At 33.4% G+C, this 22,851-nt stretch carries 25 protein-coding genes; 19 read left to right on the top strand and 6 right to left on the bottom strand.

All coding sequences use genetic code 11. The features are described 5' to 3' along the window. Positions 1-21 precede the first annotated feature (21 nt). From FS85_RS0112545 to FS85_RS0112530, 4 genes are read left to right on the top strand one after another with little or no spacing between them, the layout of a single operon-like run. Entirely contained in the window at positions 22-489 is a 468-nt protein-coding gene (locus FS85_RS0112545) for a hypothetical protein (RefSeq protein ID WP_010136692.1), read from the top strand. Beyond that, a complete protein-coding gene (ribD, locus tag FS85_RS0112540; protein WP_010136691.1) occupies positions 489-1,541 on the top strand; it encodes a bifunctional diaminohydroxyphosphoribosylaminopyrimidine deaminase/5-amino-6-(5-phosphoribosylamino)uracil reductase RibD in 1,053 nt (350 codons plus the stop codon). The genes FS85_RS0112545 and ribD overlap by 1 nt, the downstream gene beginning before the upstream one ends. Next, positions 1,538-2,404: an EamA family transporter gene (locus tag FS85_RS0112535; protein ID WP_010136690.1), complete on the top strand. Its 867-nt coding sequence runs from the start codon at positions 1,538-1,540 to the stop codon at positions 2,402-2,404. The genes ribD and FS85_RS0112535 overlap by 4 nt, the downstream gene beginning before the upstream one ends. Beyond that, on the top strand, positions 2,401-3,015 hold the full coding sequence (locus FS85_RS0112530) for an IMPACT family protein (RefSeq protein ID WP_033194749.1): 615 nt from the start codon (positions 2,401-2,403) through the stop codon (positions 3,013-3,015). The genes FS85_RS0112535 and FS85_RS0112530 overlap by 4 nt, the downstream gene beginning before the upstream one ends. A 3-nt stretch (positions 3,016-3,018) precedes the next feature. Here the strand turns inward: FS85_RS0112530 and FS85_RS0112525 are convergent, their stop codons facing one another. Next, positions 3,019-3,426 (bottom strand): acyl-CoA thioesterase, encoded by a 408-nt coding sequence (locus FS85_RS0112525; RefSeq protein ID WP_010136687.1) that lies wholly within the window; start codon positions 3,424-3,426, stop codon positions 3,019-3,021. A gap of 191 nt (positions 3,427-3,617) precedes the next feature. On the opposite strand from FS85_RS0112525, the gene dnaA reads away from it, so the two are divergent. Genes dnaA through FS85_RS0112510 form a run of 3 tightly spaced genes read left to right on the top strand, consistent with a single transcriptional unit; the run spans position 3,618 to position 6,224 of the window. After that, positions 3,618-5,048: a chromosomal replication initiator protein DnaA gene (gene dnaA, locus FS85_RS0112520; RefSeq protein WP_010136686.1), complete on the top strand. Its 1,431-nt coding sequence runs from the start codon at positions 3,618-3,620 to the stop codon at positions 5,046-5,048. Positions 5,049-5,056: 8 nt separating this feature from the next. Continuing rightward, positions 5,057-5,530: a low molecular weight protein-tyrosine-phosphatase gene (locus FS85_RS0112515; RefSeq protein ID WP_010136685.1), complete on the top strand. Its 474-nt coding sequence runs from the start codon at positions 5,057-5,059 to the stop codon at positions 5,528-5,530. Next, positions 5,520-6,224, top strand: coding sequence for an SAM-dependent methyltransferase (locus FS85_RS0112510; protein ID WP_010136684.1), 705 nt, complete (start codon positions 5,520-5,522; stop codon positions 6,222-6,224). The genes FS85_RS0112515 and FS85_RS0112510 overlap by 11 nt, the downstream gene beginning before the upstream one ends. 1 nt (position 6,225) lies before the next feature. Here FS85_RS0112510 and mltG read toward each other — a convergent pair whose 3' ends face one another. The 3 genes from mltG to dapF are packed head-to-tail and all read right to left on the bottom strand — an operon-like array spanning position 6,226 to position 8,555. Further along, positions 6,226-7,248, bottom strand: a complete 1,023-nt coding sequence (gene mltG / locus FS85_RS0112505) for an endolytic transglycosylase MltG (RefSeq protein WP_010136683.1) — start codon at positions 7,246-7,248, stop codon at positions 6,226-6,228. Positions 7,249-7,255: 7 nt separating this feature from the next. After that, positions 7,256-7,777: a GNAT family N-acetyltransferase gene (locus FS85_RS0112500; protein WP_010136681.1), complete on the bottom strand. Its 522-nt coding sequence runs from the start codon at positions 7,775-7,777 to the stop codon at positions 7,256-7,258. Continuing rightward, positions 7,770-8,555 (bottom strand): diaminopimelate epimerase, encoded by a 786-nt coding sequence (gene dapF / locus FS85_RS0112495; RefSeq protein WP_010136680.1) that lies wholly within the window; start codon positions 8,553-8,555, stop codon positions 7,770-7,772. Before dapF ends, FS85_RS0112500 begins: the two co-directional genes overlap by 8 nt. Before the next feature lie 115 nt (positions 8,556-8,670). Here dapF and FS85_RS0112490 point away from each other — a divergent pair, with 115 nt between their 5' ends. From FS85_RS0112490 to FS85_RS0112445, 10 genes are all read left to right on the top strand, one after another. Continuing rightward, positions 8,671-9,927, top strand: a complete 1,257-nt coding sequence (locus FS85_RS0112490; protein WP_010136679.1) for a hypothetical protein — start codon at positions 8,671-8,673, stop codon at positions 9,925-9,927. An 8-nt stretch (positions 9,928-9,935) separates the two neighbouring features. Further along, positions 9,936-10,286 carry a phage holin family protein gene (locus FS85_RS0112485; RefSeq protein WP_010136678.1) on the top strand — a complete coding sequence of 117 codons (351 nt, stop codon included), beginning with the start codon at positions 9,936-9,938 and terminating at the stop codon, positions 10,284-10,286. Between the two features lie 55 nt (positions 10,287-10,341). Next, positions 10,342-11,721 carry a trypsin-like peptidase domain-containing protein gene (locus FS85_RS0112480; RefSeq protein ID WP_010136677.1) on the top strand — a complete coding sequence of 460 codons (1,380 nt, stop codon included), beginning with the start codon at positions 10,342-10,344 and terminating at the stop codon, positions 11,719-11,721. Positions 11,722-11,863: 142 nt separating this feature from the next. After that, positions 11,864-12,748: a 4-hydroxy-tetrahydrodipicolinate synthase gene (gene dapA / locus FS85_RS0112475; protein WP_010136676.1), complete on the top strand. Its 885-nt coding sequence runs from the start codon at positions 11,864-11,866 to the stop codon at positions 12,746-12,748. Positions 12,749-12,757: 9 nt separating this feature from the next. Continuing rightward, on the top strand, positions 12,758-13,573 hold the full coding sequence (locus tag FS85_RS0112470; RefSeq protein WP_033194748.1) for an outer membrane protein assembly factor BamD: 816 nt from the start codon (positions 12,758-12,760) through the stop codon (positions 13,571-13,573). 16 nt (positions 13,574-13,589) lie between these two features. After that, entirely contained in the window at positions 13,590-13,913 is a 324-nt protein-coding gene (locus FS85_RS0112465; protein WP_010136673.1) for a DNA-directed RNA polymerase subunit omega, read from the top strand. A gap of 10 nt (positions 13,914-13,923) precedes the next feature. Beyond that, positions 13,924-15,132, top strand: coding sequence for a bifunctional phosphopantothenoylcysteine decarboxylase/phosphopantothenate--cysteine ligase CoaBC (gene coaBC, locus FS85_RS0112460; RefSeq protein WP_010136672.1), 1,209 nt, complete (start codon positions 13,924-13,926; stop codon positions 15,130-15,132). After that, on the top strand, positions 15,125-16,024 hold the full coding sequence (gene porD / locus FS85_RS0112455) for a type IX secretion system protein PorD (RefSeq protein ID WP_010136671.1): 900 nt from the start codon (positions 15,125-15,127) through the stop codon (positions 16,022-16,024). Before coaBC ends, porD begins: the two co-directional genes overlap by 8 nt. A gap of 15 nt (positions 16,025-16,039) precedes the next feature. After that, complete coding sequence (recN, locus tag FS85_RS0112450; protein ID WP_010136670.1) at positions 16,040-17,701, top strand: DNA repair protein RecN; 1,662 nt, start codon at positions 16,040-16,042, stop codon at positions 17,699-17,701. Between the two features lie 51 nt (positions 17,702-17,752). Then, the gene (locus FS85_RS0112445) at positions 17,753-18,571 is read left to right on the top strand and encodes an enoyl-ACP reductase FabI (RefSeq protein ID WP_010136669.1); all 819 of its coding nucleotides are present in this window, start codon (positions 17,753-17,755) and stop codon (positions 18,569-18,571) included. A gap of 85 nt (positions 18,572-18,656) precedes the next feature. Here the strand turns inward: FS85_RS0112445 and FS85_RS0112440 are convergent, their stop codons facing one another. Both FS85_RS0112440 and FS85_RS0112435 read right to left on the bottom strand, forming a co-directional pair. Continuing rightward, a complete protein-coding gene (locus FS85_RS0112440; RefSeq protein WP_010136668.1) occupies positions 18,657-20,276 on the bottom strand; it encodes a M1 family metallopeptidase in 1,620 nt (539 codons plus the stop codon). A 160-nt stretch (positions 20,277-20,436) separates the two neighbouring features. Beyond that, the gene (locus FS85_RS0112435) at positions 20,437-21,096 is read right to left on the bottom strand and encodes a hypothetical protein (protein WP_010136667.1); all 660 of its coding nucleotides are present in this window, start codon (positions 21,094-21,096) and stop codon (positions 20,437-20,439) included. A 160-nt stretch (positions 21,097-21,256) separates the two neighbouring features. Here FS85_RS0112435 and FS85_RS0112430 point away from each other — a divergent pair, with 160 nt between their 5' ends. Then, the gene (locus tag FS85_RS0112430) at positions 21,257-22,579 is read left to right on the top strand and encodes an aspartate kinase (protein WP_010136666.1); all 1,323 of its coding nucleotides are present in this window, start codon (positions 21,257-21,259) and stop codon (positions 22,577-22,579) included. Between the two features lie 81 nt (positions 22,580-22,660). After that, positions 22,661-22,825 (top strand): hypothetical protein, encoded by a 165-nt coding sequence (locus FS85_RS16800; RefSeq protein WP_010136664.1) that lies wholly within the window; start codon positions 22,661-22,663, stop codon positions 22,823-22,825. Positions 22,826-22,851: the final 26 nt, after the last annotated feature.

Raw genomic sequence — 22,851 nt, 5'->3', positions numbered from 1 at the left:
TGCGAGTACAAATATACAAATATGAAATTCGTAAAAATAAGTTTCCTTTGTTTAGCAGGTTTTTTAGTAGTGTCGTGTGCACATCTAAAAGCACCCAAGTATAGGGGAGTTGGAACTGTAGAAGTTTCTAAAATTATCAATGATTCCATTACTATAAAAGCAGGTTTAAATTTTAACAATCCAAACAAAGTAGGAGGAACAATGTATTTAAATGACTTGCATGCTGTGGTGAATGATATAGATTTAGGAACTTTAAAAAATCAAAAAGTAAAAGTGCCTTCTAAAAAAGATTTTTCTGTTCCTTTAGAAATAAAATTGTCTTATGGCCAGTTATTCGATTCTAAAAAAGGATTGTTAGGGTCTATTTTAAGTAGTATATTAACCAATCAAGTAGCAGTAAAACTAGAGGGAGAAGCAATGTTTAAAAAGTTTTTGGTTAAAAAAAAATATCCTATTAAGTTCCACGAAAAAATCAAAATTGTAAAGTAATGGATGCTGTACATGTAGCTTTTATGCAAAGAGCCATTGCGTTGGCAAAAAAAGGAATGCGAGCAGCTTATCCCAACCCATCCGTTGGAGCAGTTGTTGTATACAATGGAAAAATTATAGGAGAGGGTTTTACGAGTGCCTATGGTGGACCTCATGCAGAAGTAAACGCCATCAATGCTGTAAAAGATACAGCTTTGTTAAGTAACGCGAGTTTGTATGTTACATTAGAACCATGTTCTCATTATGGTAAAACACCACCATGTTCGTTGTTGATTATAGAAAAGCAAATTCCTAAAATATTTATTGGCTGTGTAGATTCTTTTTCAGAAGTATCAGGACGTGGAATTAAAATGTTGCTAGAAGCGGGTAGGGAAGTGCGTGTGGGGTTGTTAGAAGAAGATTGTTTGGCATTGCACAAGCGTTTTTTAACATTTCACAATCAACAAAGACCCTATGTATTTTTAAAATGGGCACAAACCAAAGATGGTTTTATAGATGTTGATAGAGTAGTGTCTACAAAAAAACAAGCGAAGCCTACTTGGATTTCAAATTCGTTATCAAGACAGCATGTACATCAACTAAGGGCTAAGGAGCATGCTATTTTGATAGGAACCAATACAGCTATAAAAGACAATCCTAGTTTAACCACTCGATCGGTAGGAGGTTTATCTCCCGTTCGTGTGTTGATTGATAGAGCTTTGCGGGTTCCAGAAAATTATCAATTATATGATGGTACAGTTGCCACGATTGTGTTTACTGAAAAAAAAGCAAAACATCCCAATGTTGTATACAAAGAGATCGATTTTTCGAAATCTATCATGACTCAGATTTTAAAGATTTTACATCAAGAAAACATACAGTCTGTTCTTGTAGAAGGAGGTAAACAGATTTTAGAGAGTTTGATTGAAGAAGATTTGTGGGACGAAGCTTATGTGTATCAGGGAGTTGCTGCCTTTGATTCAGGAATCAAAGCCCCAAAGTTAGATGCTCTTAGTATTGCAAACTATTCGTTAGAAAACGACTCTCTGTTTCATTATAAAAACACAAAATGATTTACCTTTTTTTAAGTGTTCTTTTTACGGTATTGGTGTTTGTAATTCTTAAAGAATTTAACCGATTTGGCTTAGATAATCTTCAGGCAATCGTGGTAAGTTATTTTACTGCCTTGCTCATTGGAATTGGTTTTAGTGAAACCCCTATGACATTTTCTTTTTTGCTTTCTAAGCCATGGATTTATGGAGCAATGGCAATTTCTACATTGTTTATTATTGTGTTTAATTTAATGGCAATTACTGCGCAAAAAGGAGGTTTGTCCGTTATGACCATTGCTAATAAGATGAGCATGTCTATTCCTATTTTGGCAGGAGTTCTTTTGTATGATGAACAATTAGGAGTGTTAAAAATAGCTGGAATTTTATTGGCTTTTTTAGGATTGTGGTTTGCGTGTAAAAAAGCCGAGGCTCATAAGTTTGACAAACGTTTGTGGTACTTACCGTTCTTTATTTTTATAGGTGCGGGGTTGGCAGATACTTTGCTAAATCATATGCAAACACAGTATGTTCCTGTGCATGAATTTGATGTGTTTTCAACTTCTTTGTTCTTGTTTTGTGGACTCTTAGGCCTGCTAGTCTTTTTTGTAAAGTGGAGTATGGGTAAGCTAAAACTTCATCCTAAAAGTTGGATAGGAGGACTAGCTTTGGGTTTTCCCAACTATTTTTCTATTTATTATATAGTAAAAGCTCTTTCTCAAAAAGAGTTTGATGCAGCTTTTGTGTTTTCCGCAAACAATTTATTGGTAGTTTTAATATCGGTGTTGATAGGTTTGTGGTTGTATAAAGAAAAGTTAAATGTCCAAAACTACATCGGCCTAGGGCTTTCATGTATCGCTATTATTTTACTATATTTCGCTTTATGAGTAAAGAATTAACCACGTATCAAACCATAGACCATCCAATAGAAGAGATTTTATACAAAGAAAAAGGAAGTAAATTTATTGGATATGCTTTTCCTGTTTCTGATGAAGAAACGGTAAAAGAGTGTTTGCAACAAATCAAAAAAAAACACCACGATGCACGTCACTGGTGTTATGCATACCGATTAGGCTATGATGGCCTTACCTATAGGGTAAACGACGATGGTGAGCCAAGCAATACAGCAGGACAACCTATTTATGGACAGCTATTAGCTTTTGATGTAACAAATATATTGCTAATTGTTGTACGTTACTTTGGGGGAGTAAAATTAGGTGTGGGTGGTTTGATTAAAGCTTATAGAACAACAGCAGAAGAAACGTTGCAAGAAGCTGACATAAAATTAAAAACAATTACTGCTACTTTTGAAATAAAAAGTAGTTATGAGGATGTTGATAAAGTCATGCGGTTGATAAAAAACCACAATCTAAATATGGTAACTCAAGACATGTATTTAGATTGTAGATTTGTTTTAGAAAGTCCCGTTGAAATATATAAAAAGGTACTTAGTGATTTTAAAGAGATGAGATGTTTTACGATAAAAACAATTACTTAACTATTAATTTTTAGCGTTTAAAATAGTCTCTAAAATAGCATCAGGACAACGCATTGGTTTGTTCTTTTTCATGTCTACAAAAACTAAAGTAGTTTCCCCAGTTGTTAACAATTCTTTAGCTTCATTATACACCTTGTAAAGAAAGATAATTTTTACATCTGGCTTTTGTTTTAAAGAGGTTTCAATAGTTAATAAATCATCGTATTTAGCAGGTTTTTTAAAGGTCGTATTTAGGTTGATTACAGGAAGCATAATTCCTTGGTCTTCCATGCTTTTGTAAGAGATTCCTACAGACCTAAGCCATTCAATACGAGCGGTTTCGAAGTATTTTGCGTAGTTGCTATGGTGTGCATATTGCATTTGGTCTGTTTCGTAATATTTTACTCTAAAATGATATTTTTTAGGATTCATGTAAATATGTCGTTTGCTTTTTTATAGTAGACAAAAAAAAGAAAAAATGCAATAGCGTTTGTGTTTTTTTTTACTGAATTTTATTCACACTTTTGTACTCCCCTAGATAAGATTGCAGTGATGAAAAATTGCTTACAAAAATGCAATCAAATAAGTGAAAAAAAACTAAAACTAAAAGTGCGAGTAAAATTATGATAAAGACTGCTGAAGATGTATGGGCTTCTTGCTTACAATTTATAAAGGACAACATCACCCCTGTTGGTTTTAAAACATGGTTCGAACCTATCGTACCTGTAAAATTGGAAGGAAGTGCGTTAACAATTCAGGTGCCAAGCAAATTCTTTTTTGAGTTCTTAGAGGATAACTATGTAAAGATTATGAGAAGTGCTTTGGTAAGGGAATTAGGAAAAGAAGCCCGTTTGCTATATGACGTTCGATTGGAAAACTCGTACAGTAGTAAAGTACCACAAACGGTAAAAATACCAAGTGCCAATAGAGCACCTATCAAACCGCAAGATGTACCTTTTACAGCCAAAACTGCTAGTAGAGAAGTAAAAAACCCTTTTGTAATTCCAGGATTGCAAAAAGTAAAAGTAGAGTCTAACTTAAACCCAAACTATAGTTTTGATACGTTTATGGAGGGAGACTCTAACCGACTGGGAAGATCTGCAGGGATGGCTGTTGCCAACAAACCAGGTGGAACTTCTTTTAACCCATTAATGATTTATGGAGGTGTAGGACTAGGAAAAACACACTTAGCACATGCTATTGGGGTACAGGTAAAAGACAAATATCCAGACAAAACAGTCTTGTATGTTTCTACCGAAAAATTTATACAACAATACGGAGATGCTGTTTTAAAAAACAACAATAGAAACGACTTTTTGCATTTCTATCAAATGATAGATGTGTTAATTATTGATGATATTCAGTTTTTATCAGGAAAAACAAAAACTCAAGATGCGTTTTTCCAAATTTTTAACGAGTTGCACCAAAACGGAAAGCAAGTCATTTTAACATCAGACAAAGCACCTGTAGATATGCAAGATATTGAACAACGTCTGTTGTCTCGTTTTAAATGGGGCTTGTCGGCAGAATTGCAGTCTCCTGATTACGAGACACGTATCAATATCTTAAAGAATAGATTGTACAGAGACGGTGTAGAAGTTCCTGAAGAAGTTATTGAGTTTATTGCAAAGCACATTAAGAGCAACGTAAGAGAGCTAGAAGGTGTAGTTACTTCTTTAATTGCACAAGCAGCTTTTAATAAAAAAGAGTTCAGCTTGTCTTTGGCAAAAAGTATTGTTGATAAGTTTGTAAAAAACACCAAAAAGGAAGTTTCTGTAGATTATATTCAAAAAGTAGTTTCTAAATATTTTGAAATAGATTTGGCTACTTTACAATCTAAAACCAGAAAAAGACACATTGTGCAGGCAAGGCAATTGGCCATGTATTTTTCTAAAAAAATGACCAAATCTTCTTTGGCTAGTATTGGAGCACAAATAGGGAAAAGAGACCATGCAACTGTTTTGCATGCTTGTAAAACCGTGGATAATTTAACTGCCACCGACAAGCAGTTTAAGAAATATGTTGATGATATTTCTAAAAAATTGTCTTTTTAATAGCATAGATGGCAACAACAAAAGTTTTAATGGTTTGTTTGGGAAATATTTGTAGATCTCCATTGGCAGAAGGTATTCTAAAATCTAAAATACAAAATTTAGATGTTGTTGTAGATTCTGCGGGTACAGGAGCTTATCATGTAGGAAATTTACCAGATGCAAGATCTATTGCTGTAGCCAAAAAAAACGGAATTGATATTACCGACCAAAGAGCAAGAAAGTTTGAGCTAGATGATTTTGATACCTTTGATTTTATTTATGTAATGGATAAAGCAAATTATCAAAATGTAATAAGGTTGGCTAAGACTGATGCTCAAAAATCCAAAGTAAAAATGATTATGGATGAGGTGGATTTACAGAAGGGGATTTCTGTTCCTGATCCGTATTACGGAGGAGATCAAGGATTTGAAAACGTGTACAATATGTTAACTTTAGCAGCAGATGTTATTGTAAACAAAATAGCCAATAAACATGAAAGGTAATCTGTATCTTATTCCAACAACTTTAGGAGATAATGAGCCTTTAGAGGTAATGCCTATATCGGTAAAATCTGTAGTAGAAGAATTGACTCATTTCGTTGTAGAAAATGAAAAGTCTGCTCGTAGATTCATCAAAAAAATAACACCACTAAAGCCTCAACCAAGCTTGCAGTTAAAGTTAATAGACAAATATGTTGACCCTATTGAAGTAAATTCTTATTTAGATGTTTGTTTGGAAGGCGAGTCTATAGGTTTGTTATCGGAAGCTGGTGTTCCTGCGGTGGCAGATCCAGGTGCCAAGGTGGTTAAATTAGCTCATAAAAAAGGAATAAGAGTGGTGCCGTTGGTGGGGCCTTCATCTATTTTAATGGCAATGATGGCTAGCGGAATGAATGGTCAGAGTTTTGCTTTTAATGGATATTTGCCTATTGATAAATCAGAAAGGAAAAAAGAAATTAAGAGATTAGAGCGTTTGTCTAAAGAACATCAACAGTCTCAGATTTTTATAGAAACTCCGTATAGGAATCATAAAATGCTAGAAGATTTAAAAAGTACTTTGTCTCCTAATACTCAACTATGTATTGCAGCAAATATAACCATGCCATCAGAATACATAAAAACTTTTACTATTACAGAGTGGAAACAAAAACAGCCAGAATTACATAAAATTCCAGCTATTTTTATCATTCACGCATAAGTTAGCGATGAATGCGTTGCTTTTGTAACCAGCGGTGGTATTCGTAAGCATTTCTATTATGCTGTCTTAGAGTTTGGGCAAATTTATGTGTTCCCAAATGATCAGCACTTGCACAAAAATAATAATAATGGTGTCTTTCGGGATTTAGCACAGCATCTATGGCATCAATATCGGGCATGGCAATTGCAGATGGTGGAATGCCTCTTTTTTTATATGTATTGTAAGGAGAATCTATTTCTAAATCTTTGGTTAGTACTCTTTTAATAATCACTTTTTTCCCTTGTTTTTCTTTTAGAGCATAAATAATTGTAGGATCAGCTTGTAAAGGAATTCCTTTTCGTATACGATTAAGGTAAACCCCGGCAACACGTTTTCTTTCGGGTTTGTATTGTGTTTCTTTATGAACAATAGAGGCAAGAGCAATTACTTCGTTCTGAGTAAGGTTTAGTTGTTGTGCTTTTTGCTGTCTTTCCTTGTTCCAGTAGCGTAGGTACGCTTGGTAGAGTTTGTTTCTTAATTGGTCTGGAGAAATGTTCCAGTAACAATTGTATGTGTAAGGCATGCAGTAATTCAGTGCTGTTTTGTAATTAAAATTGTGTTTGTCTAAAAAATCAGGATTTGTAAGACTTCTTAAAATCGCTACAGAATCTGCTTCAATTTGCATGGCAAGTCTACCCGCTAAATCTTCTATATAGTTTTGGTTGTTGAATGTTACTTTGATAGGAGTTTGTTTTCCGCTACGTAGTATGTTGATGATTTGGTTGGCATTCATTCCTTTTGCTAACACATATCTTCCTGGCTTTGGAGTATTGTATTTTTTTAAGCTAGCAACTGTTTTTACGTTGTTGATGTCTTTACAAATAGCATCTAGATTGCTTAGAACTTGTGCAATAGAATCTGTTGATTTTATGTAAAAAGAAGTACTATTACCAATTTGGGTGCTGTAAATAATTTGGTAAAAGTGTATAGCGATTCCTAGTATAGCTAAGCAAAAAATGCTTAACGCAATATGTATTTTTTTCATGTTGGTGTTAAGAGTCAATCAATTGATAAACAAAAACATCTAAAAATGTACCGTTGTTGTACAGCCAGTTTTTTAAAATTCCCGTTTGTAGGTATCCTGATTTTTGAAATAAATGGATGCTTTTGCTATTGTTACTTGCTATATGAGCGTATAATTGATGTAGGTTTAATCTGTTAAAAGCATAGTTTTTTAGCAAAAATAAACTTTCGTTCGCATAGCCTAATTTTTGATATTGAGGTAAAATTACGATGCCAACTCCGGCTCTTTGATGTTTAGGATCAAAATCAAACAAATCAATAAAACCTACTGTTGCTTTGTTTGTGTTTTCTACGGCTAGTCTTAGTTGTTTGGCTTGGTATATGTCTACGTGGGCATTTTCTAAATACGATTGTAAAGTGGCTTTAGAAAAAGGGGTTAGGGTGTTGCTAGCTTCCCAAAACTCCTCATTATTTTCAGTTGTATATAAAATGGATAAATCTTCGGGTTCCAAAGCTCGAAGTTTTACTTTTTTTCCCGTTAAATTAATCATTGTAATCAATTACTCCTTTAAAGACAAATGTTGCAGGGCCTTTTAAAAACACATTTTTGTAACCGTTTTCTGTAGGTTGAAAGGAAACCTCTAAGAACCCTCCCTGTACTTGTAATGGTACTGTAGTTTGTGTTGTGTGCTTTTGTTGATGCAAGGCTATGGCAGCAGCAGTAGCACCTGTTCCACATGCCAATGTTTCATCTTCAACCCCTCTTTCATAAGTTCTTAGTCTGAAGGTGTTGTTAGTTGTTTTTTGAACAAAATTCACATTGGTTCCTTCATCAAAGTAAGGTGCACCATATCTAATTTTTGCTCCAGTATTTTTTACGTCAAAGTTTTCGATGTCGTCTACTAACTGTACGTGATGGGGAGATCCAGTATCTAAAAAACAATGAGTATTATATACGGCAACTTTAGCTACGTCTATCATTTGTAAATTGGTAATTCCGTCATGATAAGTAGCATAATGCAAACCATCTACAGCATCAAAAGTAGTTTCGTTTTCAATAATTCCTAATTGATTGGCAAAAGCAACCAAACATCTACCTCCATTTCCACACATGGTACTTTCGGTTCCGTCTGCATTGTAGTATACCATGGTAAAATCATATGTTTCCGAAGGGTTTAATAACATCAAACCGTCTGCTCCAATCCCAAATCTCCTGTCGCACAGAAAATTTACCAGCTTGGTGTTTTCTCTTGGAAAGTTTAAATCTCGGTTGTCTATTACAACAAAATCGTTTCCTGTTCCTTGGTATTTGTAAAAGGTAATTTTCATTTTCCTTGTAAAATTAGACTGCAAAAATACAAAGAAATTTACGGGAACAAAAAGTTAAACGTATATGTGACTTTAAGTTTAATAACTTATATTCACCTCGAAAAAAAAAAAGTTTATGAAAAAAATAATTTTGGCGTGTTGTGTCTTTATGTTTTCAATAGTAGGATATTCACAATCCGATTATCGAAAAGGTTATGTGGTAACCATGAATATGGATACAATTCATGGTTTTATTAATTTTAGAGGAAAATCTTTCAATGCACAAAGCTGCCATTTTAAAAAAGAACGAACAAGCAGAGTAATAGTGTATACCCCAGATCAGATACGTTCTTATAAATTTAATAATGGAAAGTATTATATAGCAAGAGAGTTGCAGTTAAACTACGAAAAGAAGAAGGTTTTTGTAGAGTTTTTGGTTGATGGTTTGGTAGATCTTTTTTACTACACCAATTTTGTTCATGATGAATATTACTTAGTAGAAAATAATGAAGGAGAGTTGTATAAACTAACCAATGACGATAAAAACATTTACAAAGGAAGTCAACATTATCAAAAAAGCAGTAATAAATACAAAGGGGTGCTAAAATATTTGTTTAGAGATGCAGAGAAAACAAGAAAAGATGTAGATCATGTTTTGTTAAATAGAAAATCTTTAGTTAAAATTTCAAAAAAATACCATAATGAAGTATGTGTGCCGGGAGACGTATGTATAGATTATACCGAAACCAAAACACAAGCGACGTATTCATTTGGACTATTGTTTGGAGTAGCAAGTACCTCTTTGTCCGAAATTAAGAGTGATGAAAATCCTTACGTTTACTTGGAAGACAGTGACTTTAAGTCTTCAGCTTATTCATCTTTTGGTTTTTATTATAAGAGAAGTTTGCCAAACTGGAACGAAAAAATGTTTTTTGAATCAAGAGTGATGTATGCAAGTTTTAAGCAAAGCACCACAAATGACCACAGCAATGTCAATAGTAGTCCTATAAGAGATGTGTATCAGGTAGATGCAGAAGTATCTAGTTTAGGATTGGATTTGTTGTTGAAATATGAATTTAATAAATCGCTTATCAAACCTAATGTTCATTTTGGAATTTTTGGAGATTATTATGTTTCTAAAGATTACAAAGCAACAAGAACAAGTACTTTTTTTAACTCGGGAAATTTAAAGGACAGATACACGTATCAAAATACAGAGGATATATTTGATGCGTATAATGCTGGGGTGATTTTGGGGCTTGGTGTTAGAAACAATAGCCTTAATAAACAAGAAATTTCATTAGATTTTACCTATAAGTTTGGTTTAGGTTATAGTAACTATTTTAATACTCACACAATTAGCTTAAATTTAGCATATGGATTTATAAAATAAAAAAATCAATGAAAAAATATATTGTTCAGCTTTTGGTAAATGCCATTGCGGTATATGTAATTGCTGCTATTTTACCAGGGGCATATGTGTCTAGTTATTGGATTGCTATTTTAGTAGCTTTTGGGCTAAGTTTGTTGAATTTGGTAGTAAAACCCTTATTGGTGATTTTTACTTTGCCTATAACCTTACTTACATTGGGATTGTTTTTGCTAGTGATTAATGCAATTATCATAAAAATGGCAGACGGTTTAATAACAGGGTTTGATGTACATGGTTTTTTTACAGCTTTGTTTTTTAGTTTACTACTGTCATTTTTGCAGTCACTTTTACACGGAATGTTTGGGCTAAAAGAAGACTGATATTGTGTTGGCATAGTTTTTGAAAATTTCAGTTTGAATAAAAAAATTTAGAAACATGAAACAGAATATAAAATTAGTTGTAGTAGCTGTGTTAGGTAGTATTCTTTCATTAGTTGTCTACAGTCAGTTTATCCAACCGAAAGTAAAAATTATAGAAAAAGAACAAAGTACGTTGCCTGTTTTTAGAACTAGCAATAGTACTGGTGTGGTAGCTGCTGAAACTTTGACAGACTTTACAGAAGCAGCAGAAAAAACATTAAATGCAGTAGTGCACGTAAAAAATACTGCCATTGGAATTCAACAAGACCCTTTTGCAGAATACTTTTTTGGTCGTGGTTACGGAGGAAGAGAATATGAGAGAGTAGGAACAGGAAGCGGTGTGGTTATTTCTCCTGATGGATATATAGTAACCAATAACCACGTAATAGAAGGAGCAAAAGAAATAGAGATTAGTCTAAACAATCAAAAAAAATACAAGGCAGAATTAATAGGTGCTGATAAAAGTACAGACATTGCGTTGTTAAAAATTGATGCAGAAGATTTACATTTTATCACTTTTGGAGACTCTGACACCTCTAAAATAGGGGAGTGGGTACTGGCAGTCGGTAATCCATACAATTTAACATCAACAGTAACCGCAGGAATTATTAGTGCTAAAGGAAGAGATTTGGAAGGAAATAATAACATAGAATCCTTTATTCAAACAGATGCAGCAGTAAATCCAGGAAATAGTGGTGGAGCCTTAGTAAATACAAGAGGAGAGCTTATAGGGATTAACACAGCAATTTCTTCTCAAACAGGATCATTTGTTGGATATTCTTTTGCAGTGCCTTCTAATATAGCCAAACGTGTCATAGAGGATTTAATGGAAAACGGATCGGTAAAAAGAGCAGTATTGGGTGTAAGTACCCAACCAAAGTCTGACTTAGATGGGGTTTATATTGCCGAAGTATCTAAAGGAAGTGGAGCAGACAAAGCAGGAATAAAGTCTGGTGATGTGATAAAAAAAATCAACCAAGTTAAAATCCATAAATTTTCTGACTTGGTAGGTCAACTGGTTGCCAAAAGACCTGGAGATCAAGTGTTGGTTACTATTGATAGAGACGGAGTAGAAAAGCTGATGAAAGTAACTCTGTCAGAAGTATCAACCTTTGTTTCTGAAGCATTTGGAATTCAGTTTGGAGAGCTAAAAGCCAAAGAAAAACAAGATTTAAATACCGAAGTAGGAGTAAAAGTTACCAAAATTAACAACAAGGATTTACAGAAATTAGGAATACGACCAGGATATGTAATTGTTTCTATTAACAACTACACTCTAAAAAGCGTAGCGGATATAGATCTTATAAAAAAGATGGTAAAATCAGAAGAAAGCATTAACAAGTTAGTGGTAATTAATCTTCAAGGAGAAAGAGAAACATTTTCTAGAGGTTGGTAAATACCGTTAGTAAAATATTCCTGATTGCCTAATCTGTTTAATTCTTAAACTTAATTTCTTTAGAAAATATTTAAGTGGATATTCTCTAAATAAAATGCTAAATTTGCGGGCTAGCACAAATATTAAAGAAGGTAAGTAAAAAATGAGTAGTTTTTTAGGTACAGGAGTTGCTTTGGTAACCCCTTTTGATCAAAATGGTAACGTAGACGTACAAGCTTTAGAAAAACTTGTAGAGTTTCAGATAGATAATGCGGTTGAATATTTAGTGGTTTTAGGAACCACGGGAGAATCGGCAACATTGTCAAAAGAAGAAAAAGAACTGGTAAAAGAAACTGTGGTAAAAACCAATGCAGGTAGATTGCCTATTGCTATTGGAATTGGAGGAAATAGTACAGCAAGTGTTATTCAAGAAATAAAAGAAACAGATTTTACTGTTTTTCAAGCAGTATTGTCTGTTTCTCCTTTTTATAACAAACCTAGTCAAGAAGGAATTTATCAACATTTTAAAGCTGTAGCAGAAGCTTCTCCTGTAGATGTTATTTTGTACAACGTACCAGGTAGAACGGGTTCTAATATAAAACCTGAAACAGTAGTTCGTTTGGCAGAAATTCCAAACATTATCGGAATAAAAGAAGCAAAAGGAGATATGGATCAGGCCTTAAAATTAATCAAGTCTGTTCCTAAAAATTTCTTAGTTATTTCTGGAGACGATATGTTGGCACTGCCAATTACTTTAGCAGGTGGTTCGGGGGTTATTTCTGTTATAGGTCAGGCTTTTCCATCAGAGTTTACGCACATGATTCGATTGGGAATCTTAGAAGAATCAAAGAAATCTTTCCGTATGCATTACAAATTGCAAGAGTGTATAGAATTGATTTTTTCTGAAGGAAACCCTGTCGGCGTAAAAGCATTGTTAGAAATTTTAGGTCAATCTTCTAGCTATGTAAGATTACCATTGATAGAAGCAAGTCCTGCATTAAAAAGCAAACTAAGAAATTTTGTAGAGGCCTTTTATGTGGCTTCCTAAAAATACGATATGATGAAAATAGTAAACTACAGTTTGGTTATTGCAACTGTACTACTTTTGCACGCTTGTGGGGAGTATAATAAAATATTGAACAAGGGAACCAACCCTGATCGATATAAATTAGCAAACGAATTGTACAAAAAAGGAGAATATTCCAAAGCCATTCGTCTGTATGAGTTGGTATTGCCTTCTTACGCAACCAAACCTCAAAGCGAAGCCATTGTGTTTAGATTGGCAGATGCTAATTATCTAACCAAAGACTACCTAACTTCTGTTTACTACTATGAAAAGTTTTTAAGGAGTTATCCCAAAAGTACCGAGATAGAAACAGCTCAGTTCAATATTGCCGAAAGTTATTATCAACTATCGCCTAAATATAGTGTAGATCAAACAGATACCAAAAAGGCGATTCAGGCCTACCAAAATTTTATTGATGAAAACCCTGATTCTGAAAAAATAGAAGAAGCTAATAAAAGAATTAAAGAGCTAAGTTTTAAATTAGAAAAGAAAGCCTTCGAAATTGCTAAACAATACTATAAAATAGGAAACTATAAATCTGCTATTGTGGCTTTTGACAATGTGATTTTAGACTTTCTAGGAACTCAGCTAAAAGAAGAAGCAATGTATTACAAATTTCTATCGGCATACGAACTAGGAGTTAACAGTGTATTGCATAAAAAAGAAGCAAGAATAGAAGATGCTTTAAAAATTTACGAACGATTTTTAAAAGCATTTCCAACATCAGATTATCAAGAAGATGCAAAAGACTTGTATGATAAATTAGTGAAAATTAAAGAGGGTAAACAACCTGTATTAAATAGTTAAGAGAATTTTAGAGATTATGGATTATAAAAAAGTAGAAGCTCCTTTGTCTACCGTAACGTACGACAAAAATAAAGTAGAAGAACCAACAAACAACATTTACGAAGCAATAGCTGTTATTGCACAAAGAGCAACTCAGGTTGGAACAGATTTAAAAAAAGAGTTGGTAGAAAAATTAGATGAATTTGCTACTTATAATGATAGTTTAGAGGAAGTTTTTGAAAACAAAGAGCAAATAGAAGTATCTAAGTTTTACGAAAAATTACCAAAACCTCATGCTATTGCTGTAGAAGAATGGTTGCAAGGTAAAATTTACTATAGAAAGCCTCAATCAGAACAGTAACATTATTACAATGAGCATACTACAAGGTAAAAAAGTTTTGTTGGGAGTAACTGCAGGAATAGCAGCCTACAAAACAGCTCATTTGGTAAGGCAGTTTATAAAGGCAGGTGCACAAGTACAAGTGGTACAAACACCTGCTTCTAAAGATTTTGTTACCTCTTTAACATTATCTACATTGTCCAAAAAACCTGTATATTCTACTTTTTACGACGAAGAGGAAAACGAGGTTTGGAACAATCACGTAGAGCTGGGATTGTGGGCAGACTTAATGATTATTGCTCCCGCAACAGCAAATACATTGTCAAAAATGACTCATGGAGTTTGTGACAATTTACTACTTGCAGTATACTTATCTGCAAAGTGTCCAGTCTATTTTGCTCCTGCTATGGATTTGGATATGTACCAACACCCATCTACCAAAGAGAGTATACAAAAATTAACTTCTTACGGCAACGTGTTTATACCTGCAACTAGTGGAGAGCTGGCAAGCGGTCTGGTTGGAGAAGGAAGAATGGCTGAGCCTGAAGATATTGTAGCTTTTATAGAGCAAGATTGGTTAGCTAAGCTTCCTTTGAAAGGAAAAAAAATAATGATTACCGCTGGACCAACGTATGAAGCTATAGATCCTGTTCGTTTTATAGGAAATCATTCTTCTGGAAAAATGGGGTATCAAATAGCAAAAGAAGCTGCCAATTTGGGAGCTGAGGTTTATTTAGTTTCAGGACCTACACATCAAAAAATTAAGCATGGTTTGGTACGTAAAGTTGATGTGGTTAGTGCTGAGGAAATGTATCAAGCTTGCCATCAATACTATCAAGATGTAGATGTTGCTATTTGTGCTGCTGCAGTGGCAGATTACAAACCTTTGCAAGTAGCTAATCAAAAAATCAAGAAAAAAGAAGCAAGTTTACAAATAGACTTAACACCTACAAAAGATATCCTTGCATCTTTAGGAAAGCAAAAACAACATCAATTTTTGGTAGGATTTGCATTAGAAACGGAAAATGAAGTAGCCAATGCTCAAGGAAAAATAGAACGAAAAAATCTGGATATGATTGTTTTAAATTCTTTGAGAGATCCAGGAGCAGGTTTTGCAAAAGATACCAATAAAATTACTATTATTGATAAGCATTTTGCTAGTCACGAATTTGGAACAAAACCCAAACAAGAGGTAGCAAAAGATATTCTTAATTTTATAATAGAAAAACTGCATGTCTAAGTCTTTGTTATGGATTGTTTTTGTATTGGTTTTTACGGGAGTAAAAGCCCAAGAGCTGGATTGTAATATTATAGTAAATGCAGATCAAATATCGGTTTCTAACAATCAAATCTTTAAGACTTTAGAAAAATCGTTAACAGAATTTGTAAATCAGCAAAAATGGACCAATCTAGATTTAGAAAAACACGAGCGTATAAAATGTGCGTTTACTTTATTGCTAACAGAGCAAACAGGTCCCAATTCGTTTAGAGGAAATTTACAAGTACAAGCATCTAGACCCGTGTTTGGATCTAATTATTACAGTCCAATTTTTAACTATAAAGACAATAATTTTTCGTTTAATTATACAGAGTTTCAACCACTGAATTTTAATATCAATAATTTTGAATCTAATTTAATTTCTGTGATTTCGTACTATTCTTACTTAATTTTAGGAATGTACACAGACAGTTTTCAAAATAAAGGAGGAACTCCATACCTTAATACAGCTTTAAGAATTGCCAACCAAGCACAACAATTTGGTGCAGCTGGGTGGGAAAACTCTAGGGTAGATATTACTCGTTTTACCATGGTAGATAAATATGTGGCAGAAGATAATAATATGTATAGAGATTTATTTTATGAGTATCACTACGATGCCATGGATGAATTTGAACGCAACCAAAAAAAAGCAGTAACAAAAATTGTAAAAACCTTGTCTTATTTTAAAGATATTTACAATCAAAATCCAAATAGCATTGCATTAAGATTGTTTACTGATGCAAAATCAGATGAATTGATTAATATTTTTAGAAAAAATAGAGGAGTAGATACCTCAGAATTGCTAGTAGTCTTAAAAAAAGTTGCTCCAAACAACTCAAAAAAATGGAAGCAAATTTATACCAATTACTAAAATTACATTCTTTTTATGTTAACATCTTTAACTGTTCAAAATTATGCTTTGATCAAGCAATTGCAAGTGGACTTTACACAAGGATACTCCGTAATTACAGGTGAAACAGGTGCAGGAAAATCTATTTTGTTAGGAGCATTAGGTTTGGTATTGGGAAATAGGGCAGACTTATCACATCTAAAAGACAAAGAAAAAAAATGTATCATAGAAGCTGAATTCCAAATAGGAGCTTACGATTTAGAGAGTGTTTTTGATGATTTAGAATTGGATTACGAAGCGTTAACTATTATTAGAAGAGAGCTGTTGCCTAGTGGAAAAAGTAGGGCATTTGTAAATGATACTCCCGTAAGTCTAAAAGCATTGCAGAGTGTAAAAGAACGTTTGTTAGACATACACTCGCAACACAATACAATGGCTTTGTCTGATAAATTTTATCAATACTACGTTATAGATGCCTTAGCAGAAAATGCACCTTTGCTTTTGTCTTATAAAAAAGCCCTAAAACAACACAAAAATGCTGTAAAACAGTTAGAGTTACTAAAAACACAGCAAGAAGAAGCACAACAACAATACGATTACAATTTGCATCTGTACAAAGAGTTAGAAACGGCAAAATTGAAAGAGGTTGATGAAGTTGAAACTCTAGAAAAAGAAATAGAAAAATTAGCACATGCCGAAGATATTCAAATCAATCTTTTAGAAAGTGTACAACTTAGTACTGAAGAAGAAATAGGAGTGCAAAGTTTGTTAAATAAGTTAGAAAATGCTTTGTCTAAAATAGCTTCTTACGACGAACAATATGCCGATTTATACCAAAGATCTAAAAGTTTAAAAATAGAATTGGATGATTTGGTGTTTGAACTAGAAAAACAAAGTGAAAAAGTAGAATCTAATCCTGAGGAGCTAGAGGAGTTAAATCAACGATTGACTTTGCTGTTTGATTTACAAAAAAAACATTTTGTATCTTCTGTAGAAGAATTGATAGCTGTAAAAAAACAACTATCAGAAAAGGTAAAACAAGTAGAAGATGCAGCCGATGCATTACAAAATGCAACAAAAGAAGTAGACAGTACCCATAAAATAACGTTAGAACTAGCACAAAAAATTAGCAAAAACAGAGCTAAAGTCATTAAAAAATTTAAGGCAGAACTAGAACAAATTTTAAGTAACTTAGGAATGGAAAACGCACAGTTTAAAGTGCAGATCACAGCTCTAAAAAACTTTTCAGAATACGGATTAGACGACGTGTCCTTCTTGTTAGCTTCTAACAAAGGTTCGGATTACGGACCACTAAAAAAAGTTGCTTCTGGAGGAGAGTTGTCTAGAATTATGCTAGGAATAAAGATGATTTTATCTAGAGTTGTAAAATTACCCACCATTTTATTTGATGAAATTGATACTGGAGTATCGGGAGAAGTAGCGACCAAAATAGCCGATGTAATGCAAGCTATGGGAGATAATATGCAAGTAATTACCATTACACATTTGCCTCAGGTAGCTGCCAAAGGAAAACAACACTATAAGGTGTATAAAGAAGTAAAAGGACAAGAAACAGAAACACACCTAATTACTTTAAATCAAGAACAGAGAATAAACGAAGTAGCCGAAATGTTGGGAGGAAAAGAGAAAACACAATCTGCCATAGAACACGCTCAGCAATTGTTAAGTATTAACTAGAATACTTTATATTTGCTGCCAGATATATTTAGAACACTATAAACTACAGATATGTACAATTTATTAAAAGGAAAGAAAGGAATTATCTTTGGAGCTTTAGATGCAAACTCTATTGCTTGGAAAGTAGCTGAAACAGCTCACGAAAATGGAGCTGAATTTGTGTTGACCAACGCTCCTATCGCTATGCGTATGGGAACCATTAATGAGTTGGCAGAAAAAACAGGATCGCAAATAATTCCTGCGGATGCAACTTCTATGGAAGACTTAGAAAATTTAGTAGAAAAGTCTATGGAAATTTTAGGAGGAAAAATAGATTTTGTATTGCACTCTATAGGGATGTCTTTAAACGTACGTAAAGGAAAACATTACACAGAAAATAACTACGATTTTACACACAAAGGATTTGATATATCCGCATTGTCTTTTCATAGAGTAATGCAGGTGTTGTACAAAAAAGAAGCCATGTCTGAGTGGGGATCTATTGTTGCATTAACCTATATGGCTGCACAAAGAGTTTTTCCAGATTACAACGATATGGCTGACAATAAAGCTTATTTAGAATCTATCGCTCGTTCTTTTGGATACTTCTTTGGAAGAGATCATAAAGTACGTGTAAATACCATTTCTCAGTCACCAACAGCAACCACAGCAGGAAACGGTGTTAAAGGATTTAAAGGATTTATCAACTATGCTGAAAAAATGTCTCCGTTAGGAAATGCATCAGCGCAAGATTGTGCAGATTATACTATTACTTTGTTCTCAGATTTGACTAAAAAAGTAACACTACAAAACTTATTTCACGATGGTGGATTCTCTAACATGGGAGTTTCTACAGAAATCATGGCTGCTTTTGAGGATGCCGAAGAATAGTCGTTTATTATCACAAAAATAAACCTTTAAAAAAGCTGTCCGAATGTTATATTCTGACAGCTTTTTTTATCGGTATAAATTGATTTTATTCTAAAATCACATCAATATAAAAATTAGGATCTATTTTTAGTTCTTGACTATTGCCTTTTAGTTTCTTCCATTTTTTGTCGGAGGGATGTAACCAAATTGTTTTATTGTTTAAAGTAGCTTTTACAGGAATCTTAAACCCTTTAACAACATTCTCCCATTTGTATAATATTTTGTTGCCTTTTGTTTTTAGAAGTAGTTTAGGAATAGTAGTGGTGGTTAAATAGTGTTTAAAAAAAGGTTGTAAATCTACCTTGGTATAGGCATCTAAATAATCTATAATTTGCTTTCCATTTACCGTTTGGTGGTAGAATTCACTTCCCAAACCTCTCAGCATTTTTCTCCATAAAATATCATCGTCAATAATTTGTCTTAATGTGTGCAACATCAAACTTCCTTTTGGATACATATCCATACTACCCTCATGGTGCACGTGAAAGATACCTAATACAGGTTTGTCATTTTTTACACTGCTTCGTAAACCTTGTACATATTCATTTGCAGCTTTGGTTCCATAGTGGTAGTCTAAAAACAAGCTTTCGGAATACGAAGTAAATGCTTCATGAATCCATAAATCTGCAACATCACTACAACTTATATTGTTGGCAAACCATTCGTGACCCGATTCGTGAATAATGATAAAATCAAACGTATCAGACCAAGTAGAAGTTCCCATACGATGTCCTAAATAACCTTTTTTATACTGATTTCCATAAGCCACACAACTTTGATGTTCCATACCCAGATAAGGAACTTCTACAATTTTGTAACCATCTTCGTAAAAAGGATAAGGTCCCATCCAGTACTCAAAAGCTTGCAACATTCTTGTGGCATCTTTAAAATGTGTTTTGGCTTTGGTTTCGTTTTCCTTTAGTACGTAATAGTTACAATCCAAAGCTCCTTTTTCACCATGGTACACTTCGCTAAAATGGGTATAGTTGGCAATATTAATGCTAATTCCATAATTGTTAATAGGATTTTTAACTTGCCAAGTATATGAAGTGGTACCGTTTGTATTAACAACTGTTTTAGTATTTCTACCGTTCGAAATGTTTTGGAGATTACTAGGACAGGTAATGGTAATATTGGCAGAAGATGGCTCGTCGTAAGGGTGATCTTTGCAAGGCCACCAAACACTAGGACCAATAGATTGATTTGCAGTAGCTATAAAAGGCTGTTGATTATGATCGCTACTCCATACAAAACCACCATCCCAAGGGGCTTTTATGGCTTCTTTAGGGATTCCGTGGTAATAAATGTGCAATTCTTCTGTTTGATGCACTTTTTGTTCTTTTTTTAGCTTTATAAAATAACTGTATCCTTTGGCTTGAAAGCTTAATTTTTGTTGATTTTGTAAAATAGAATCAATCACCAAAGGTTGTTGCAGTTCTATTTGTAGTGTTTGATAAGGTTTTAGTACTTTGTAAAAAATGGTGTTGCGACCAACAATACTTTTGGTTTTAGGAAATACCCGAACATTTAAATCGTAATGTACAACATCCCACCAAGCTCTTTCTTTAGTAATGGAACCTCTTAAGGTGTCTTGTTGTGTAAAATGAGTTTGTGCATCTGCACCTAAATAAAGTAAAAAAACAAAAGAGATAATCGCTTTTTGCATAAAAAGAACATCAAAAGTTAAAAAGGTAAAAGTAAAACATCTTAGAAAACAAAGACATTTACAAACGTATAGAAAGCAACTGCGCTTTGTCATAAAAATAAAACAAAAAAAAGAGTTCAACCACGGTTGAACTCTTAGATCTGTGCAGAAGCAGTTTCAATTAACTTTTTTTCATATCAATTAAGATAGAGAATGTTTTGTTAATGTCTTCTTCCTTTACCACAATGGTAATTTCGTGAGTGGTAGAAATAATTTCTTGTACAGGAATGTCTGCCCAAGCCAATTGCTTTAGAATAAAATAATATATTCCCGATTGTTGCGAATTAGATTTTGGCAACTTAATGGTAATAGAAGCCAGTTCTACAGAGGAAGAAAGCAATTGCTCTGCTTTAAAAATCTCTTCAACCTTAGTGTGTAATTTTTTACTGGTAATAATATTCGTTTCAAAAATACCTTGTGAAATGGTAAAGAAATAATCTTTATCATTTCCAAACTCTTGAATCAATTCAGAAATACACGTAAGTAAGGTTGGGGTGTTTTTAAAAGTAAAGTTTCCTAAGTCCGAACGTACAATAAAATCACCCAAAGTAAGTGTGATTTTTTTTATGTTTTTCCTGATTTTTAAAATACTAGAAGGAGATAATCTATTGATGGCCATCATGATTGCTCCTGATTTTACATCTTTATTTAAATCTTTTTCTACATCGGGCTGAATAACTCTCGCTAAAGAGGATACGTTAATTAATTTGTCGTTCAAAGCTTCTTCCAAAAAAGGGGTTTTTCTTATAATCCCTTCCACAGATTCCTGTATGGTCTTCATACCTGTTCAAATTTTAACAATTCGTAATAAGATGTAAAGATATTATTATTTTTTTGTAAGCAGCCAACAATTATAGAACCTTTGCATTTTTTAGGGGCTATTTTATTTTTTTAAATTCGCTACCTAAAAAAACAACAAAAACTAGAGACTATAAAAGATTATGAAGGTATTAAAATTTGGAGGAACTTCTGTAGGAAGCCCTTCGAGTATAAAAGAGGTAGCTAACATTGTTAGAAACATTGAAGGTAAAAAAACAGTGGTTCTTTCTGCCATGTCTGGTACAACCAATGCATTGCACGAAGTAGCAGATTACATTATTAACTACAAAGAAGAAGAAGCCAATCAGCTAATAGACGATTTAATTGCTAAATACGTTGATGTAGCACACGAGTTGTTAAACGAAAAAGAAAATCAAGAAGCAGCTATTGCTTTAATCTCTGACCGATTTGAGTACATTAGAGAACATGTTGGTATTGAAATTCCGTCTTCTCAAATAGAAAAAAACATCGTAGCACAAGGTGAAGTATTATCTACTAATTTATTCATTTTTCATTTAAAAGAAGAGGGAGCAAAAGCAACATTAGTTTCTGCCTTTGATTTTATGGCTATTGATGAAGCTAACGAGCCTGTAATTTCTAAAATTACCGAAGCTTATGGAGAAATTGTAGCTGCCAACACGAACACGGAAATTTTTGTAACTCAAGGATATATTTGTTTAAGCCACAGAGGTAAAATAGACAATTTAAAAAGAGGTGGATCTGACTACTCAGCCTCTTTGATTGGAGCTGCTATCAAAGCAGAAGAAATTCAGATTTGGACAGATATAGACGGAATGCACAACAACGATCCTCGTTTTGTAGAAAATACATTTTCGTTAAAAGAACTTTCTTTTGATGAAGCAGCCGAATTAGCGTATTTTGGTGCAAAAATCTTGCATCCACAATCGGTAATTCCTGCAAGAAAAGCAAATGTACCTGTAATGTTAAAAAATACTTTTGAACCCAACGCTGCTGGAACCATTATTAAAAACTGTGATGTACCTGCTGGAGTAAGAGCTATTGCTGCTAAGGATGGTATTACAGCCATAAAAATAAAATCGTACCGTATGTTAATGGCTTACGGATTTTTGAAAGGAGTTTTTCAGGTGTTTGAAAACTACAAAACGTCTATTGACATGATTACAACATCAGAGGTGGCCGTATCTTTAACAATTGATGATACAACACATCTAAATGAGATTGTAAAAGAATTGGAAGAAATTGGTTCTGTAGAAGTGGATACAGATTTAAGTATAATTTGTTTAGCAGGTAATTTTACCGAAGAAAGTAAAGGAGCTAGTTCGCCAATATTTAACAGTTTAACCAATATTCCAATCCGTATGATTTCTTACGGAGGATCTAATTACAATGTTTCTTTGGTAATTAATACCGAAAATAAAAAAGAAGCATTGGTGGCACTAAATAAAGGTGTATTTGGTAGGTAATTAATTCTAAAAATAGCAGTATAATCATCAAAAAAAATATATTTTTGTATTATAACTCACAGATTAAAGACACAGTATACAATGGATTTTTCTCAATTCTCAGGATTTTTAGCTTTCTTGTTTGTATTTACAACAGGATTTTGGTTGTTGTTATTTTTGTTAACGTTTGTTGTACCTTACTGGATTACAGGAACAATTATCGAAAATTTTCAATTGAAAGCAGCTGCTAAAAAAGGAAAAAAGTAATTAGAAAATTACACTCAATAAAATAT

The sequence above is a fragment of the Ochrovirga pacifica genome (assembly GCF_000220525.1).
GTDB lineage: Bacteria > Bacteroidota > Bacteroidia > Flavobacteriales > Flavobacteriaceae > Ochrovirga > Ochrovirga pacifica.
The sequence above is the reverse complement of the archived record's forward strand: the minus strand, read 5'-3'. Positions and strand labels throughout refer to the sequence as shown.

What these genes read in the sequence shown, in the direction of transcription:
- ribD (WP_010136691.1), top strand. Translation starts at nt 489, where the DNA reads ATGGATGCTGTACATGTAGCTTTTATGCAAAGAGCCATTGCGTTGGCA.
- FS85_RS0112440 (WP_010136668.1), bottom strand. Translation starts at nt 20,276, where the DNA reads ATGCAAAAAGCGATTATCTCTTTTGTTTTTTTACTTTATTTAGGTGCA.
- FS85_RS0112530 (WP_033194749.1), top strand. Translation starts at nt 2,401, where the DNA reads ATGAGTAAAGAATTAACCACGTATCAAACCATAGACCATCCAATAGAA.
- FS85_RS0112500 (WP_010136681.1), bottom strand. Translation starts at nt 7,777, where the DNA reads ATGATTAATTTAACGGGAAAAAAAGTAAAACTTCGAGCTTTGGAACCC.
- FS85_RS0112435 (WP_010136667.1), bottom strand. Translation starts at nt 21,096, where the DNA reads ATGAAGACCATACAGGAATCTGTGGAAGGGATTATAAGAAAAACCCCT.
- FS85_RS0112445 (WP_010136669.1), top strand. Translation starts at nt 17,753, where the DNA reads ATGTACAATTTATTAAAAGGAAAGAAAGGAATTATCTTTGGAGCTTTA.
- FS85_RS0112510 (WP_010136684.1), top strand. Translation starts at nt 5,520, where the DNA reads ATGAAAGGTAATCTGTATCTTATTCCAACAACTTTAGGAGATAATGAG.
- FS85_RS0112465 (WP_010136673.1), top strand. Translation starts at nt 13,590, where the DNA reads ATGGATTATAAAAAAGTAGAAGCTCCTTTGTCTACCGTAACGTACGAC.
- FS85_RS0112470 (WP_033194748.1), top strand. Translation starts at nt 12,758, where the DNA reads ATGATGAAAATAGTAAACTACAGTTTGGTTATTGCAACTGTACTACTT.
- FS85_RS0112480 (WP_010136677.1), top strand. Translation starts at nt 10,342, where the DNA reads ATGAAACAGAATATAAAATTAGTTGTAGTAGCTGTGTTAGGTAGTATT.
- FS85_RS0112535 (WP_010136690.1), top strand. Translation starts at nt 1,538, where the DNA reads ATGATTTACCTTTTTTTAAGTGTTCTTTTTACGGTATTGGTGTTTGTA.
- dnaA (WP_010136686.1), top strand. Translation starts at nt 3,618, where the DNA reads ATGATAAAGACTGCTGAAGATGTATGGGCTTCTTGCTTACAATTTATA.
- coaBC (WP_010136672.1), top strand. Translation starts at nt 13,924, where the DNA reads ATGAGCATACTACAAGGTAAAAAAGTTTTGTTGGGAGTAACTGCAGGA.
- dapF (WP_010136680.1), bottom strand. Translation starts at nt 8,555, where the DNA reads ATGAAAATTACCTTTTACAAATACCAAGGAACAGGAAACGATTTTGTT.
- mltG (WP_010136683.1), bottom strand. Translation starts at nt 7,248, where the DNA reads ATGAAAAAAATACATATTGCGTTAAGCATTTTTTGCTTAGCTATACTA.
- dapA (WP_010136676.1), top strand. Translation starts at nt 11,864, where the DNA reads ATGAGTAGTTTTTTAGGTACAGGAGTTGCTTTGGTAACCCCTTTTGAT.
- FS85_RS0112525 (WP_010136687.1), bottom strand. Translation starts at nt 3,426, where the DNA reads ATGAATCCTAAAAAATATCATTTTAGAGTAAAATATTACGAAACAGAC.
- FS85_RS0112430 (WP_010136666.1), top strand. Translation starts at nt 21,257, where the DNA reads ATGAAGGTATTAAAATTTGGAGGAACTTCTGTAGGAAGCCCTTCGAGT.
- porD (WP_010136671.1), top strand. Translation starts at nt 15,125, where the DNA reads ATGTCTAAGTCTTTGTTATGGATTGTTTTTGTATTGGTTTTTACGGGA.
- FS85_RS0112545 (WP_010136692.1), top strand. Translation starts at nt 22, where the DNA reads ATGAAATTCGTAAAAATAAGTTTCCTTTGTTTAGCAGGTTTTTTAGTA.
- FS85_RS0112515 (WP_010136685.1), top strand. Translation starts at nt 5,057, where the DNA reads ATGGCAACAACAAAAGTTTTAATGGTTTGTTTGGGAAATATTTGTAGA.
- recN (WP_010136670.1), top strand. Translation starts at nt 16,040, where the DNA reads ATGTTAACATCTTTAACTGTTCAAAATTATGCTTTGATCAAGCAATTG.
- FS85_RS0112490 (WP_010136679.1), top strand. Translation starts at nt 8,671, where the DNA reads ATGAAAAAAATAATTTTGGCGTGTTGTGTCTTTATGTTTTCAATAGTA.
- FS85_RS16800 (WP_010136664.1), top strand. Translation starts at nt 22,661, where the DNA reads ATGGATTTTTCTCAATTCTCAGGATTTTTAGCTTTCTTGTTTGTATTT.
- FS85_RS0112485 (WP_010136678.1), top strand. Translation starts at nt 9,936, where the DNA reads ATGAAAAAATATATTGTTCAGCTTTTGGTAAATGCCATTGCGGTATAT.